We start from the raw sequence: 16170 nt of genomic DNA on the forward strand, positions 1-16170 counted from the left end.
CCGGCGGGCGCCGCGGGGCGGCACGGGGGCGCTGCCGCGCCGCCGCCAAAAGCCGAGGGTCCCGACGTCGGGACCCTCAGACCGAACCGCAACGGCATGATCCGCCTGCGCGGGCGTACCGACAAAGGTCGGCGCTGGCAGCAGGAGATCGACTATGACCTGGCGGTCACGCTCGTGCGTGAGCATATGGCCGTCGTCGTGAACCCGTTCACCATCCGCCGTTTGTACACGAACAAGGCGTTTCGCCATTATATTTTGACGCGGGATCATTACACCTGCTTCTTCTGTGGAGAGTACGGCGATACAATCGACCATTTGCTGCCCAGAGCCAAGGGCGGTCACACAACACCAGTAAACTGCGTCTGCGCCTGCAATCTGTGCAACCAAAGCAAAGCCGATCGCTGGCTGGACGAGTTCATGCAGGACGACGCGTAATCAAAGTAAGTTCTCGTTTCCACCATCAATAGTCAATAGTCGAAACAGAGCCGAAATCCACAATGATGTGACCACGTGCTGTGATTCTATCTGAAAAATCGAGTACAATTGGGCTACCTTGAGCGATTTTAACTAAATGGATATGAAATTTCATATCCATTCGCGCTTTCTGAACGGTTTTGCCCAAAATCTATGCGAAAAACCGAGTACATTTCGGTTTTTCGCATAGATTTTGGGCAAATTATATATGAAAAATCAAACACATTTCTGACCACGTAACTTTATGCGCTTCGCCACCAGAGATGATTTCCGAGTAAAGCCCCCTGTTGGGCACATTGCCTACTTGCCCCTTCTCTATACCTCATCCAATCCACAAACCCTCTCCCATCCAACCACCGTTCACCTGAGCGAGGGGGATAATGATGCAAACGACAGTCCATGACACACTAATCCCATCCCCCACTTCCAACCCGCTTGACCACTCTTCCACACCACCCGCCACCTGAACAAACGGGATAATGCCGAAAAAGACCTCCAAATGGAGGCTCCACCATTCCCGCACCTAATTTAAATCCACTTGCACCCAATCTAAATCCACTTACTCTCTCCCATCCAACCACCATTCATCTGAGCGAGAGGGATAATGATGCAAAAGGGGACAAAAAAAGGGAGGGTGTGCCCCTCCCCAATACTCATTGACTATATCTCGACATGTACCTCTTATGCCTCTAGGTTCGTCCTGACGGCATAGTCTGTTGAACGATCGCCTGGGACGTAGTCCGGCAGTTCTTTGCCGTGCAGCAGCCACAGTTCGTGCAAGGCGCGGGTACAGCCGACGTACAGCAGTTTAGCATCTTTGGAACTGTAATGCGCCTTGTCCACGTCCGTCACGATCACCGCATCAAACTCCAGGCCCTTCGACAGGTACACCGGCAGCACTGAGATGCCCCCGTTGTATTGCGTCAGTTCCCCGGTGATCAGGTTAACTTCCAACTCACCTTGGCTTAATGCAGCATGCAGCTCCTCTGCTTCCCGCATCGTCCGGGTTAACACCGCCGCCGTGCGGAACGATCCGCCCAGCACCTTGTCCAATGCCTTGCGAATCAATGGCAGCCGCCGCTCGCCCTCCGCTTCGACCAGCCGCACCGGCTCCCCGCTGCGGAATACCGGAACCGCCAGCAATTCCGTACCTACGCCGCGTTCTAGGATATCGTTGGCGAATTGGATAATTTCCATCGTGGACCGGTAACTACGCGTTAACGCGAAATAAGCGGTTTCCTCCGGTCGGAACAGCACTTGCATCTCTTCCCAACTGCGCACACCTTTGTAGTAGTGGATCCCTTGGGACAAATCTCCGAGAATCGTAAAGGAATGCCCCTTCACAAAACGGTCCAGCACATACACCTGAAACGGCGTAAAATCCTGCGCCTCGTCAATCACCACATGGTCGAAGGTCAGATTGCCGTCAATTTCGTGAATTAAAGTATATAAATACAATAGGGCGGCCAAGTCCTCTTCCTTGACGATGTTTTTCTTTAAGCGCGCCTGCGTCTCCTTCCAGATACTCGGCGGTATCCGGTCTGAGACATCGGCCATGCCTTCCGTGCTGCCGCTTTTTCGTATGCCAAACATCTCCCGGTAGAGGTTAAGCGGCGTCAGCTCCGGCCATTTTTTTGCATAGCTTTTTTCCCGCAGCTGGGCTTTTTTCTTTCGTTCCTTTAGGGCCGCAGCCGATGGCGCCTTCTTCAGCTCCATCTCGATCCAACGATGGATCCGCGCCAGTACCCGCTCCTTGCGTCGGGCCACCGGGTAGTGGCGATATTCGCCTTCGAACCAGGCCAAGATCTTCTTACGCGGCAGCCGTGCACCTTCCCACGGTTCGAAATCGCCCTCAGGCACGCAGGCTGACTCAAGAGTGCTTGCCGACGCATCGATGATCTCTTTAAACGTCATCGACCCCTTGAAGCGTCCTGGCAGCTCTGTATCCTGCCACGTTTCCGCCTCTGCCTCTCCGCCGTCAAACCAGCGGGACAACGCCTCCGAGCCATCGCTTGGGACCTCGTCCAATCCCAGCACTTTCGCTGCCCAATCGCTGAACGTGCTTTGTTGGATATCCCCCACCCCAAGCTCAGGCAGCACTTCGGATATATAATCGATAAACATAAGGTTAGGCGCAAAAATAACTAAACGTTCCGCCTTAATCTGTTCCTTATATTGATACAGCAAAAAAGCCAGCCGATGCAGCGCCACGGTCGTTTTCCCGCTGCCGGCTACGCCTTGAATAATCAGCGCCGTATTTTTCGCCGCCCGGATGATTCGGTCCTGTTCGGCCTGAATTGTCGAGACGATGTCCCGCAGGCGGTTGTCCTTGTTCTCTCCAAGCCGGTACACCAGGAACTCATCGGATACGGCCGGACCGTCGCTGTCGCGGTTATATGTGTCCACCACCCGGTCGAGAATCCCCTTGCGGATCACAATGTTGCGCTTCAAGTACACCAAGCCTTCAATCAAGCCCTCAGGCGCTTCATACGAAGCATCGTCCCCGCCGGTAAATGAGTAGAACAAACTAGCGACCGGCGCGCGCCAATCGATGACAATCGGATCTTTACCATCCGGGTCGCCTACACCGACCTTGCCGATGTATAGCGGCTTTCTTCTTCCTCTGCGCTCCTCAAAATCAAGTCGTCCAAAATACGGCTCTCGAATCGATTGCTCCAGCTGTTTCCGCTGGGTTTCCCGATTCTCCTCGAGAAGCTGTTCGGTAAAATCATGTCCGGTGTACACCGGAATCGAACGCAACCGTTGCAGCTGCCGATCGATCTCTTCCAAGGTGCGGTCCAGCCGCGCCTTCTCTTCTTGATAGGCACTTTGAAAATCATTCATTTCAGTTACCTCCTAAGGTTATTGTGTACTCCAGACTCAAAAGGAGTTCTATTATACCACTACCTCAGGCGAAAAGGCGAACTTTCTCAAAAAAATAAGACGCTGGGAGACTTGTTTATCAAGTCTCATCCAGCGTCTTAGCTCCGGATTTACACACTAACGCCGCCGCGCTCTAGCAGTTCACGCACTGCTGCGCTGACCATAATTAGGCCGACCACCGGCGGCACAAACGAGTTGCTGGCCGGCGGCTGCTTGGCCTTACGGATTTTAGCGCCAGCAGGCGCAATTTTCTCCGTAACGTCCTTGCGCGGGCGGACAGGCGGTTCAGTCGAGAAAACGACCTTAACGCCCTTCTTGATCCCGTCTTCCCGCAGCTTCGTGCGAATGACGCGAGCCATGGGGTCCATATGGGTTTTCGAAATATCCGTGACCTGGAATTTCGTCGGGTCCATTTTGTTGGCCGCCCCCATGCTTGACAAGATCGGGATGCCCCGCTGCAAGCATTGCTTGATCAGGTGAATTTTGTACGTAATGGTATCCGAAGCGTCAAGTACATAATCAATATCGTACTTGAATAGTTCTTCGTAAGTCTCTTCCGTGTAGAACATATTCAGCGCGATCGCATCGCACTCCGGGTTAATCAGCTTGATCCGGTCGCGCATGAGATCGGCCTTCTTCTGGCCGATCGTCGTCGTCAGCGCATGAATTTGCCGGTTAATGTTGGTGATATCGACGACATCCTTGTCGATCATAATAATCCGGCCGATTCCGGTTCTGGCCAGCCCTTCGACGGCCATCGCGCCTACGCCGCCGACACCAAGCACGGCAACCGTGCTGTTCTTGAGAATATCCAGACCCTCTGCCCCGATGGCGAGTTCTGTCCGCGAAAATTGATGAAGCATGGTCAGTGTACCTCCGTTAGGTTGACATCTTAACCGATTATTTCTTTACTTCTGCCAGTTTGGGAGCCAGCTTGATGTGCAGCTGATCCAGCTGCGATCCGTCGACTTCCGAAGGCGAGTTCATCAGTAAGTCCGTAGCGCTCGCTGTTTTTGGGAAGGCAATGGTCTCACGCAGGTTGGAACGGCCAGCCAGCAGCATGACCAGACGATCGAAGCCGAAGGCGATCCCGCCGTGTGGCGGCGTACCGTATTCGAACGCATCCATCAAATAGCCGAATTTATCTTGAGCTTCTTCCGGCGACAAGCCGATCGCTTTGAACATCTTCTCTTGCACGTCGCGTTTGTAAATCCGCATCGAACCGCCGCCCACTTCATAACCGTTCAGCACGAGATCGTACGCTTGCGCGAGGATTTTGCCCGGATCGGTGTCAAACAGCGGCAGATCCTCGTCGCGCGGACGGGTGAATGGATGGTGCTCAGCGACGTAGCGTTTTTGCTCTTCATCCCAGCCAAGCAGCGGGAAGTCTACAACCCATGCAAATTTATACACGCTGTCGTCAATCAGACCAAGATCGCGGCCGATTTTCAGACGCAATGCGCCGAGGACGTCGGCAACAACCTTTTTGTTATCGGCGGAGAACAGGAGCAGGTCGCCTTCTTCGGCACCGGTGCGTTCCTTGATCGCTTCGATCTCTTGTTCCGTAAAGAACTTCACAATCGGACCGCGGAACTCGCCTTCCTTCACTTGAATCCAGGCCAGACCTTTGGCTCCGTAACGGGCTGCATACGGTCCAAGATCGTCGATGTCCTTACGACTCCAAGTCCCGCAGCCTTTAGCGTTCAGTACTTTGACTTCCCCGCCCTTTTCAATGACAGAAGAAAATACTTTAACGCCGCTATTGGCCACAAGATCGCTGACGTTCACCAGTTCTAAACCGAAACGGAGGTCCGGTTTGTCCGAACCGTACTTATCCATCGCGTCAGCATAGCTAATGCGTTGGAATGGCGTTGGAATGTCAATGCCTTTCGTTTCTTTGAACAGGCGTACGATCAGCTTCTCCATCATCTCGAGCAGCTCGTCGCGCGAGAGGAACGAAGTCTCGATGTCGACCTGGGTAAACTCCGGTTGACGGTCAGCGCGCAAATCCTCATCGCGGAAGCAGCGGGCGATTTGATAGTAACGCTCGATACCGCTGACCATGAGCAGCTGCTTGTACAGCTGAGGCGATTGCGGCAGGGCGAAAAATTCACCTGGATGCACGCGGCTTGGCACAAGATAATCGCGTGCCCCTTCCGGCGAGCTCTTGGTCAAGATCGGGGTTTCTACCTCGATAAAACCTTCACCGTCAAGGAAATCGCGGAATACCTTCGCCGCTTTAGAGCGCAACCACAACGTTTGCTGCATTTCCGGACGGCGTAGGTCGAGATAACGATATTTCAAGCGCAGCGATTCATCCACTTCGATGCCGTCTTCAATGAAGAACGGCGGCGTCTTCGCTGCGTTCAACACATCGATTTCAGTAATTTGTACTTCGATATCGCCGGTTGGCAAATTCGGATTGACCGTTTCAGGATCACGGGCTACCACTTTCCCGGTAACGGCCAGCACGTATTCGCTGCGCACGCGGTCGGCAATTTTCAGCGCTTCACCGGAATAAGCCGGGTTAAACACGATTTGCACAATACCGCTGCGGTCGCGCAGATCGATGAACAGCACGCCCCCCAAGTCACGGCGGGTCTGTACCCAGCCGTTTAATGTAACGGTTTCTCCGATGTTCGCGGTGCTCAGCGTACCGCAATGATGCGTTCGTTTCATCGTAACTCCCCTTTTCTTCGCGTTATGTTTTTTATTTGTTTAGGTTATTGCAACTCATTTACCAATTCGCTTAACTTCACCGTGCGCTGCTCACCGCTGTCCATCGACTTTAGCGCAATTTCCCCGCGCTGCAGTTCATCGTCACCGAGAATGGCCGTGTAGCGTGCCTGCATCCGGTCGGCGGACTTCATCTGCGCCTTCATCTTCCGGCCCAGATAATCGCGTTCCGCAGAGAATCCTGCTTGCCGCAGCTTAAACAGCTGAGTCGTAATCTCCTTCTCCGCTGCTTCGCCAAGGGCGATCAGATACACGTCCAGCGGCTTGACGGCGCCGAGCTCGATCTCTTGCTTTTCCAAAATCAGCGCAATCCGTTCAAGCCCCATCCCGAAGCCGATGCCCGGTTGGTCAGGACCGCCCACTTCCGCCACCAGCCCGTTATACCGGCCGCCGCCGCCAATCGTGTCGATGGCGCCGATGCCTTGGGCTTTATACTCAAAAGCGGTGTGCGTATAGTAGTCCAAGCCGCGAACAAGGCGAGGATTGATTTCATAATCAATCTCCATCGCGCTCAGCAGTTCCTGAACCTTCGCAAAATGCGTAGTGCATTCCTCATCCAAACTATCCAGAATTGACGGAGCCCCATCAAATTTGTCCTGGTCCGTCTTACAGTCCAACACACGCAGCGGATTACGTTCAATCCGAGCTTGGCAGTCTTTGCACAAGCTGTCCTTCATCGGCAGCAGGAACGCCAGCAGCTTCTCGCGGTAAGCCGCGCGGCTGGACGGATTGCCAACGGAGTTAATCTCCACCTTCACCCCTTGAAGACCCAGCTCCCGGCAAAACTGATATCCCAGTGCCACAACCTCGGCATCGATCGCCGGATCGATTGCTCCAAACGCCTCCACCCCAAACTGATGGAACTGGCGTTGACGTCCTGCTTGCGGGCGCTCATAGCGAAACATCGGCCCGATGTAATACAGCTTGCTGACGTCCGGTTCGCCGTACATCTTGTTCTCCACATAGGAACGAACAACCCCAGCCGTCCCTTCTGGACGCAGCGTCATGCTGCGATCCCCTTTATCCAGGAACGTATACATTTCCTTCTCGACGATATCCGTCGTCTCCCCAACGCCCCGTTCAAACAGCGAGGTTTGTTCAAAGATCGGGGTCCGAATTTCCCGGTAATTAAAACGCCGGCACAAGTCTCTGGCCTTCTCCTCAATAAACTGCCATTTCTCGACGGTTCCTGGCAAAATATCCTGCGTGCCCGTCGGTTTCTGAAAAGCCATATTGTTCATCCTCCATCTCAGACTCGTAAGCCAATATAAAAAATCTCCCGTTCCTGTTTGATTCAAACAGGGACGAGAGATCGTTACGCAATCACCCGTGGTGCCACCCACATTCCGAATGTCGACGCTTCAAAGCTGCTCTTATTCAGCCTCCCAGCATCTCAATTCGCTTCAAGCGGTTATCGCCCGCCTACGCCGCACGTCTACTCTCGAAGGGAAGCCATTAGCCACCTTTGATTTCGCCGCCGGTTCTCGGGGAAGTCTTTCGTCTAATCATCATCAGAATCCTTCCAGCCTGCTTCACCACACGCCTAACGAATACGATTGATCCGTCTGCTGCAACGAAGTCGGGGATTCCTCTCTGTGGGTGTGGGGTTAAACTACTTTGTCCCGTCATCGAATACCTATTCGTTTTCATTCACGCCATAGACGTGACGTCAACTGTTATTTTTAGATTGTATGAAACCACCGCACTAAAGTCAAGCCCGAGACGCGAAAAATGTCTACACAAAGAAAAAAACCTGTCACCAACGGGGTGCAGGTCCAAAAGGTATTATATTAAAAAGGGGGTCATGCCGTTATTATAAACAAGCAATGTTAAGGGAACATGTATCTAATATTACAGTTATATTACAAGACCCCTTATCCCCGGCTATTCCGTTACAACATAGCCCCCATGCTCGCGTAATTTCCGCACGACCGTCTCATAATCGCTGTCCTTCACTTTTGCACTAAGAACATATTTCCAACCCTGCGGCTCGTCACCCGTTGTGATGGGAGGTTTCGATGTGATCAGTTGCTCTCCGTCTCCCATCGCTTGGCTGCGTTCACCATCTAACGTATCGCCGGTACCGTCTTCTCCCAAAGCTACCACGGGCAGCACGCTCTGCACGCCGCGTACCATACCGGGTACAGGGACAACTCCCGGGTTGTTTGCACCTGATGCGCTGATCACCCCGTTATTTAGAGGCAATAACGTAACTTGAAACTCATCGTCTTCGCCCCATTCATTCGACACATTTCCTGCTTCAACCGCATTCGTGTTGTAAGCCCGCAGGGTGATACGTGCACCTTCTACTTGATCTTCTGTATTAAAATAGGCCTGAATATGTCTGGCCATAACCGATTCCTCCTTCATTCTCAGCATCAACTTCCGGGTCGAGGGAGCCAGTCGGCAGAGGGCCGGGTCTCCTGCATCATCGGTTCAAATCGCTCCGGTTCGGCCAGCCGGGCCGTCATCCGGGCTTCGCTGCGGTGTCCCGCCGTCATGAGCGGAGAGGATTGCCAGTCTCTCGATTTCGCGGATTGGTGCATGTGAGCACCTCCTTTGGTCGTCAAGCTCTTTATCACAAGGTTGTACCAAAATCGGTCCGCTTATCCTATAGAACCCGAAATCTTGCGTGAAAATGGAGGAAATTTGTCCATATCGTCCCGTTCCGTTAACGCAAAAAAGGGGCAAGACGCAAAATTACTACGTCTTGCCCCGCTCTCAAATCCTTGCAGTTACCCCTCGCTACTAGGGCTGTCCACAATTAAGGTCACCGGCCCCCAATTCGTCAATTGTACGTCCATATCGGCACCAAACACGCCGGTTTCGACCGTCAACCCTTTCGCCCGAAGCAGCTCGTTAAACCGCTCGTACAGCGGTTCCGCCGTTTCCGGCCGGGCTGCTGCCATGAAGTTAGGCCGTTTCCCCTTGCGGCAATCCCCATACAACGTAAACTGGGAGACCGACAAAATCGCCCCGCCGATCTCCGTAACCGCCAGGTTCATCTTGCCTGCTTCATCTTCAAATATCCGTAAGCCGGAGATCTTCTCCGCCAAATAGGCGGCATCCTGCTCGGTATCCTCATGCGTCACGCCAACCAACAGCATGAGCCCAGGGCCAATCGCCCCGACCGTCTCTCCCGCTACGACCACGCGCGCCTCTCGGCAACGCTGCACAACCACTCTCATCTTGGTTTGAATCCTTTCCTATCGCTACTGCATAATCCGGTGGACCGTATATACATCCTTCACCCGTTTGATCTTCTCCACAACGGATTGCAGATGATCGGTATTCCGAATCAGAATCGTCATGTGCACCAAAGCCATCTTGTTCTTATCCGACCGCCCGGAGACGGCCGAAATATTCGTTTTGCTTTCCGACACGGCCTGCAGCACTTCATTTAAGAAGTTACGACGATCGTGACCGGTAATTTCGATATCGACACTGTAATTCGCCTCGATCGAATCTTCCCATTCCACGTCGATCACGCGCGCTGCCTCTTCGCCTTCACCACCGCTCGGGATATTCGGACAGTCGCTGCGATGCACGGATACGCCGCGGCCGCGGGTAATGTAACCCACGATCTCGTCGCCGGGCACCGGGTTACAGCATCTTGCAAACCGCACCAGCAGATTGTCGATCCCCTTTACAACGACGCCATTCGTTGGACGATGGCGACGTTCTTCCGGCGCTTTTACTTCTTTGACCTCTGTGGTCAATTCGATATTCCCGGCCGCTTCCTCTTGCTCTTTGCGCAGCTTTTCGGTCAGCTTCGTCACGACCTGGGAAGCCGTGATCCCGCCGAACCCAATCGCCGACAACATATCGTCGATGTCGTTGAAGGCATACTTCTTCGCCGCCTCCAACAGCTTGTCGTCGCTCATCCACAAGGACGGCTCAAGCCCGGCCCGCTTCAGCTCGCGTTCGATCGCTTCGCGTCCTTTTTCCACGTTCTCTTCGCGTTTTTCCTTCTTGAACCATTGCTTGATCTTGCTGCGAGCATGGGAGGATTGCGCGATTTTGAGCCAATCCTGACTTGGTCCATACGAGTGCTTGGACGTTAAAATCTCCACGATGTCCCCGGTTTTCAACCGATGATCCAGCGGGACGATCCGTCCGTTCACCTTGGCCCCAATCGTCCGATTCCCCACTTCCGTATGGATACGGTACGCGAAGTCCAACGGCACGGAGCCGGCCGGCAGCTCTATGACTTCCCCGGACGGTGTGAACACAAACACCAGGTCCGAGAAGAAGTCCATTTTCAGCGATTCTACGAATTCAGAAGCATCCTTGGCTTCATGTTGAAGCTCGAGGATTTCGTTAAAGAACGTAATTTTGTTCTCGAGACCACCTGTTCCTGCACCTTCTTTGTAAGCCCAGTGCGCGGCGATCCCGTATTCTGCCGTGCGATGCATTTCCCAGGTGCGGATTTGAACCTCTGTAGGTTCCCCGTTTGGCCCGACGACCGTCGTATGCAACGACTGGTACATATTCGCCTTCGGCATCGCGATATAGTCCTTAAACCGCCCTGGCATCGGCTTCCATAACGTATGGATAATGCCCAGGGTCGCATAACAATCCTTGATATTGTCCACGATGATACGGATGGCCAGCAGATCGTAAATTTCGTTAAACTGCTTGTTCTTCATCGTCATTTTCTTATACACGCTGTAAATATGCTTGGGTCGCCCCGACAAATCTGCTTGGATGCCCATTTCGTCCAGCTTCTCGGCGATGCGGGCGATGACGTTCTTGATATATTCCTCGCGCTCTGCCCGTTTCTTGCGCATCAAATTCGCGATCCGGTAATATTGCTGCGGGTTCAAGTACCGCAGGGCAATATCCTCCATTTCCCATTTGATGGCGGAGATCCCAAGCCGATTGGCGATCGGACAAAAGATTTCCAGCGTTTCATAGGCAATCCGGCGCTGACTCTCCTCGGACTGATATCTCAACGTCCGCATATTGTGCAGCCGGTCCGCCAATTTGATGACGATGACGCGGATGTCTTGTGCCATCGCAATGAACATTTTACGGTAGTTCTCGTTCTGCTGCTCTTCTTTGGATTGGAATTTGATCCGCTCCAGCTTGGTTAAGCCGTCAACGAGCAACGCACAATCACTGCCGAAATGCTCCTGTATCTCCTTTAAGGACACTGTTGTGTCTTCCACCACATCATGGAGCAGGGCCGCAATGACCGATAGCGCATCCATTTGCATGCTCACAACGATATCCGCTACGGCCAAAGGATGTAGAATATAAGGTTCTCCGGATTTGCGAACCTGTCCGTGATGGGCTTGATCCGCAAACTCGTACGCTTCCCGAATCCGCTTCAGATCCGGTTCCTTTATATAGGCAGACGCCTTTTCGAGTAATTGCTCTATGCCCATTGAGATCCTGTTGATTCCTTTCTATATGAAAATATACTGAAAAAACGCATACAAGAGCATAATTCGCCTCATTTTGATTTCCTATAATTATGCCTCTTGCGTTCCCTCACGTCAACTCCAGGTATTGTCTACGCTGCATGGACAGCACCTTAGCAGGATGAACCTGCCTTAGGAGGGGATACCGACCAATCGATGAAGGGAATATTTGGGGGAGAAAGACAAATGTCAAGTATTTTTCTGTTGAAAATTGTCGCCAATGTCATTATCCTATTAGGGATAGTTATCTTATGAACGTATCTATAGAGGAGTGAACGCGTTGCAACGTGAAATTCAAGTGAATGAGAAAGTCCCGTTCGGACCGGGCGTGCTGTTAAGCCTGCAGCACTTATTTGCCATGTTCGGAAGCACGGTGCTGGTGCCAAATCTGTTTGGTGTTGACCCCGGCATGATTCTGCTGATGAACGGCATCGGTACCCTGTTGTACATCCTGATCTGTAAAGGAAAAATCCCTGCTTATCTGGGCTCCAGCTTTGCCTTTATCGCCCCAGTTTCAGCGGTTATCCAGAATCATACGGGAAACGGTTATGCGATGGCCCTCGGCGCGTTTATCGTCACCGGTGGGATCTTCGTTCTGGTCGCGCTGCTGATCAAATACGCCGGCACGAAGTGGATTGACGTCGTATTCCCGCCGGCTGCGATGGGGGCGATCGTTGCCCTGATCGGTTTGGAACTGATTCCGGTCGCTGCCAGCATGGCTGGATGGATCTCTGATGGATCGGAGGGCTGGACGCCAGATGGGACGGCCATCACCCTGTCGCTCGTAACATTAATTGTCACGTTGCTTGGTGCCGTCTTGTTCCGCGGTTTTCCAAAAATCATCCATATCCTGATCGGGATCGTTGTAGGTTATGTACTTGCTTTAAGCATGGGTGTAGTTAACACCGCAGCGATCGAACAAGCGAAGTGGTTTACCCTGCCGACGGTCACGACCCCGCAATGGGATACCTCCGTTATCATCTCGATCGTGCCGGTTGCGCTGGTTGTCATCGTAGAGCATATCGGCCACCTGCTGGTAACTAGCAACATTGTGGGTAAGGACTTGTCCAAAGACCCGGGCTTGCACCGGTCGCTGATGGGGAACGGGATCTCCACGATTCTTTCCGGTTTTGTAGGTTCCACGCCGAACACGACTTACGGGGAGAACATCGGTGTCATGGCATTAACCCGCGTATTCTCCGTCTACGTCATCGGAGGTGCGGCGATCTTTGCCATTCTGCTCTCCTTCTCCGGGAAGTTCTCGGCAATTGTCGCGAATATTCCAGATCCGGTAATGGGCGGTGTATCCCTGCTGCTGTTTGGCGTTATCGCTGCTTCGGGCTTGCGGATCTTCGTCGAACAGAAGGTGGACTTCTCCAAGCCTACCAATATGCTGCTGACTACGGTTGTCCTGGTCATCGGCCTGAGCGGCACCCAACTGACCATGGGGAATGTCGCGCTGAAGGGGATGGCCTTGGCAACGATCGTTGGTATTCTGCTTAGTCTGTTCTTCAAGCTCATTCAAGTGCTGAAATTGAGCAACGATAACGAAGAAGCGGCCCATTAAGCTCACTCTTCTATACAAACTAGGGGCTGCTGCCATGTGATCCATGGCAGCAGCCCCTTTTTGTATGAGATCTATCCTTATTCGTATTGTACGAGGGAATAGACTTCAATTCCCGGCAGCTTCTTGCGGCCTTCCAATTCACTTAACTCAATCAGGAACGCAGTACCCACGACGTTACCTCCTAATTGGCGAACCAGATCCACCGAAGTCGAGATCGTTCCTCCTGTCGCCAGCAAGTCGTCGGCAATCAGCACGTTTTGCCCCGGTTTTACCGCATCGCTGTGCATCGCCAACCGGTCTTTGCCGTATTCCAGGTCGTATTCCACCTCAATCGTTTCGTAAGGCAGCTTCCCGCTCTTGCGGATCGGTACGAATCCAACGCCAAGCGCGTAAGCCAGCGGCGCACCTACAACGAAACCGCGGGCTTCAGGGCCGGCAATCAAATCGATCTTCAGATGAGATACCCGCTGCTTCAGTTCGTCGATCGCCTTGCGGTACATGTTCCCGTCATTCAGCAGCGTCGTAATATCCTTGAAGCTAATGCCCGGTTGCGGGAAGTCAGGAATCACCCGGATGTACTCTTTAAAATCCAAACCAATCTCCTCCTAGTTCAAATGCGTGCGAATCATTCTTAAGTTTCAAATCAAAACATTTATGAGGCTCCCTGAATATGGGTTAGCATCCATTCAGTAATTTCCGGCACCCGGCCGTACTGCAGCATCTGTTCGATTTCAGCCAGCAGTCCCAGCTCCCGGTAACGGCTTGACGTTTCCAAGGCCTGCTTGGAAGGAGACGGATGGATCCGAATCATCCCGGATGCCCGAATAATAAATCCTAGCTCCTCGAATACCCCAAGCGCCATCTCAACCATCCGCCTTGACCAACCGGTACGCTTCACTAACGCCGCTACCAGTTCTTCCTCTGGAAGCCCTTGGCTGGCCCCACGATAGATCAAGCTATACACGAGCTTGAAATGATCACGTGAAGGCGGCTCGATCCGCTCTTGAGGTGCACGCGGCGAATGCAGCATATAGATGCGCTCCAAACCGGTAAAAGCGGATACCATCCCGGTCCAGCTCTCCGGTGCATCCGGAAGCTCCAGGACAAACAAGGTCGACGCAGCGTGAAGCCCGGCGGTTTGCGCGAGCTCGTTCCCAGCACGCACGCCAACGTTCTTATCATATACCCAAATCGGGGTCTCCTTCAAATCAAGGGTATGGAAAAATGCGGAGCCTTCATTTACGACAACTGCCGACGCTCCTGAACCGCAGGCGGGCAGCTTATCCAGCTTCCGTCGAAGCTCTTCGAGCAGCTGTGAAGGATTCCGGGAGCCGCGGTAATCAAACACCTGCAGATGAGACACCGCCAAATCCTGGATCATCAGCTGCGGCTTACGCGAACCATTCCACTCGTTGACACTGGCTTCCGCAACGATATCGATGCGCGCTTCCTCTGACAGCAGCGGGGCCAATTCACCTTTGCCAAAAGCGACCGCTTCTACGGTTTTGCCGTTTTGGCCAAGTATCAGCTTCAAGTGCTTGCCTTCTTTGCCCATCTGACGGCATTCCAGCAGCTTCAGGCCGCGAAGCAGCAGCCTGGGACAGCTGTTGGCCATGCCAAATGGAGCCAATTGCTGAAGTTGCTCGATTGCTTGCAGTGTAATGTCTTTTAAGGAGCAACTCAAATCGGTCTCCAACACCGGTACGAAATGCTCCGGCGTGAGCCGCCCAGCGGCAAATGCATTCAGCCTCCGGCCAAATTCCTCCAACCGCTCTCGGCTGAGAGACATCCCTGCAGCGGATGGGTGTCCGCCAAAGTGGTCCAGCAGGTCGGCGCAATCGGTTAATGCTTCATAAATATCAAAGCCGGGAATCGAGCGGGCAGAGCCTTTACATTCGCCGGTCTCCGGATTTATTCCAAGCACGATCGTCGGGCGATAATACCGTTCTAGCAATTTAGAGGCGACGATCCCTACAACGCCTGCATTCCAGCCTTCGCCAGCCACCACGATGACATCAGGCAGCCCTTCTGACTGCTCCTGGCTTTCCAACTGCTGCAGCGCCTCCTGCACCATATCCTCCACCAGCATTTGGCGCTCCTTGTTTAGCACATCCAGCTCCTCGGCGATCGCCTCGGCTTCTTCCATGTCCTCCGCTGTCAACAAGGCAACGGCACGGTTGGCGTGGCTCATACGGCCGCTGGCATTAATCCGCGGTGCCAGTCCGAAGGCCACCGCCGTTGAAGTCACCTCCCCGCTGGACCAGCCGGAAGTTCCAAGCAATGCCGTCATGCCTGGAAATGCCGAGCGCTCCATCGAGGCCAGACCAGACTTGACGATCATCCGGTTCTCTCCGGTCAGAGGCATCAGGTCGGCAATCGTCCCCAACGCAGCCAGCTCGGTCCATGCAACAGGGGTGTCCTTCCCCAAGAGTGCTTGGGCCAGCTTGTACGCCACCCCAACCCCGGCCAATCCTTTAAACGGATACGTGCAGTATGGCAGCTTGGGGTTAATTAGAGCATACGCTTCTGGTAAAACAGCCGGCGGTTCATGATGGTCAGTGACGATGACGTCCATCCCAACCGAATTAGCATAGGCCACCTGTTCAACGGCGCTGATCCCCGTATCCACCGTTACGATCAGCGTGAAGCCCTTCTTCTGATAATGCTCCAGCACTGGAATATGTAGTCCATATCCCTCTTTCGTTCGATGCGGGATGTAGAAGTCATATGTCGCACCGAGATGCCTCATCAGGTAGATCATTAGCGTCGTTGACGACACCCCATCGGCATCATAATCCCCATAAATCAAAATCCGCTCCCCGTTCTCCACCGCTAGGCGAATACGCGGAACGGCATCTTTCATGCCGCTGAGCAGCATCGGATCGTGTTGATCCGCAAGGGTTCCTCTTAAGAAGAGCTCTGCCTTCTCAGGGCTTTCCATCTCCCGCTTTACCAGCAATGACGCCAGCAAAGGGGAAATATTCAACTGGCCGGCCAGTCGACTGGCCGCCTCTTCGTCATAGGGAAGCTGTGTCCAGCGATATTTGGCATGAAGCAATAACGTCACCTTCTTTCTTCCTGTCG

12 protein-coding genes are annotated in these 16170 nt (G+C 53.3%); 2 read left to right on the forward strand and 10 right to left on the reverse strand.

All coding sequences use genetic code 11. The features are described 5' to 3' along the window. A partial coding sequence (locus tag PBA01S_RS10415; protein ID WP_255315336.1) for an HNH endonuclease occupies window positions 1-435 on the forward strand: 435 nt, incomplete at its 5' end. A 720-nt stretch (window positions 436-1155) separates the two neighbouring features. Here PBA01S_RS10415 and PBA01S_RS10420 read toward each other — a convergent pair. The 8 genes from PBA01S_RS10420 to PBA01S_RS10450 all read right to left on the reverse strand — a co-directional run bounded on the left by PBA01S_RS10420 (window position 1156) and on the right by PBA01S_RS10450 (window position 11483). Beyond that, window positions 1156-3318, reverse strand: coding sequence for a HelD family protein (locus PBA01S_RS10420; RefSeq protein ID WP_127575937.1), 2163 nt, complete (start codon window positions 3316-3318; stop codon window positions 1156-1158). Between the two features lie 149 nt (window positions 3319-3467). Then, window positions 3468-4220 carry a tRNA threonylcarbamoyladenosine dehydratase gene (locus PBA01S_RS10425; protein ID WP_016311170.1) on the reverse strand — a complete coding sequence of 251 codons (753 nt, stop codon included), beginning with the start codon at window positions 4218-4220 and terminating at the stop codon, window positions 3468-3470. A gap of 37 nt (window positions 4221-4257) precedes the next feature. Further along, window positions 4258-6036: an aspartate--tRNA ligase gene (aspS, locus tag PBA01S_RS10430; RefSeq protein WP_016311169.1), complete on the reverse strand. Its 1779-nt coding sequence runs from the start codon at window positions 6034-6036 to the stop codon at window positions 4258-4260. 44 nt (window positions 6037-6080) lie between these two features. Next, a complete protein-coding gene (gene hisS / locus PBA01S_RS10435; protein WP_028539716.1) occupies window positions 6081-7325 on the reverse strand; it encodes a histidine--tRNA ligase in 1245 nt (414 codons plus the stop codon). A gap of 652 nt (window positions 7326-7977) precedes the next feature. Beyond that, window positions 7978-8445, reverse strand: coding sequence for a hypothetical protein (locus tag PBA01S_RS10440; RefSeq protein WP_028539717.1), 468 nt, complete (start codon window positions 8443-8445; stop codon window positions 7978-7980). A 26-nt stretch (window positions 8446-8471) separates the two neighbouring features. Beyond that, a complete protein-coding gene (locus tag PBA01S_RS22770) occupies window positions 8472-8639 on the reverse strand; it encodes a hypothetical protein (RefSeq protein WP_164744143.1) in 168 nt (55 codons plus the stop codon). A gap of 189 nt (window positions 8640-8828) precedes the next feature. Beyond that, window positions 8829-9281, reverse strand: a complete 453-nt coding sequence (dtd, locus tag PBA01S_RS10445; RefSeq protein WP_085170346.1) for a D-aminoacyl-tRNA deacylase — start codon at window positions 9279-9281, stop codon at window positions 8829-8831. A gap of 24 nt (window positions 9282-9305) precedes the next feature. Beyond that, on the reverse strand, window positions 9306-11483 hold the full coding sequence (locus PBA01S_RS10450; protein WP_127575938.1) for a RelA/SpoT family protein: 2178 nt from the start codon (window positions 11481-11483) through the stop codon (window positions 9306-9308). Window positions 11484-11799: 316 nt separating this feature from the next. Here PBA01S_RS10450 and uraA point away from each other — a divergent pair, with 316 nt between their 5' ends. Then, the gene (gene uraA / locus PBA01S_RS10455; protein WP_028539719.1) at window positions 11800-13086 is read left to right on the forward strand and encodes a uracil permease; all 1287 of its coding nucleotides are present in this window, start codon (window positions 11800-11802) and stop codon (window positions 13084-13086) included. A 77-nt stretch (window positions 13087-13163) separates the two neighbouring features. On the opposite strand, the gene PBA01S_RS10460 is transcribed toward uraA, so the two are convergent. Both PBA01S_RS10460 and recJ read right to left on the reverse strand, forming a co-directional pair. After that, a complete protein-coding gene (locus tag PBA01S_RS10460; protein WP_028539720.1) occupies window positions 13164-13679 on the reverse strand; it encodes an adenine phosphoribosyltransferase in 516 nt (171 codons plus the stop codon). Window positions 13680-13738: 59 nt separating this feature from the next. Further along, window positions 13739-16144 carry a single-stranded-DNA-specific exonuclease RecJ gene (gene recJ, locus PBA01S_RS10465; RefSeq protein WP_085278112.1) on the reverse strand — a complete coding sequence of 802 codons (2406 nt, stop codon included), beginning with the start codon at window positions 16142-16144 and terminating at the stop codon, window positions 13739-13741. Window positions 16145-16170: the final 26 nt, after the last annotated feature.

Origin of the sequence: Paenibacillus barengoltzii NBRC 101215 (genome assembly GCF_004000745.1) — a bacterium.
Classification (GTDB): Bacteria; Bacillota; Bacilli; order Paenibacillales; family Paenibacillaceae; genus Fontibacillus; species Fontibacillus barengoltzii.

Excerpts from the sequence above, each read along its gene's own strand:
- PBA01S_RS22770 (WP_164744143.1), bottom strand. The coding sequence starts at position 8,639 with ATGCACCAATCCGCGAAATCGAGAGACTGGCAATCCTCTCCGCTCATG.
- PBA01S_RS10450 (WP_127575938.1), bottom strand. The coding sequence starts at position 11,483 with ATGGGCATAGAGCAATTACTCGAAAAGGCGTCTGCCTATATAAAGGAA.
- hisS (WP_028539716.1), bottom strand. The coding sequence starts at position 7,325 with ATGGCTTTTCAGAAACCGACGGGCACGCAGGATATTTTGCCAGGAACC.
- PBA01S_RS10440 (WP_028539717.1), bottom strand. The coding sequence starts at position 8,445 with ATGGCCAGACATATTCAGGCCTATTTTAATACAGAAGATCAAGTAGAA.
- aspS (WP_016311169.1), bottom strand. The coding sequence starts at position 6,036 with ATGAAACGAACGCATCATTGCGGTACGCTGAGCACCGCGAACATCGGA.
- PBA01S_RS10420 (WP_127575937.1), bottom strand. The coding sequence starts at position 3,318 with ATGAATGATTTTCAAAGTGCCTATCAAGAAGAGAAGGCGCGGCTGGAC.
- dtd (WP_085170346.1), bottom strand. The coding sequence starts at position 9,281 with ATGAGAGTGGTTGTGCAGCGTTGCCGAGAGGCGCGCGTGGTCGTAGCG.
- PBA01S_RS10425 (WP_016311170.1), bottom strand. The coding sequence starts at position 4,220 with ATGCTTCATCAATTTTCGCGGACAGAACTCGCCATCGGGGCAGAGGGT.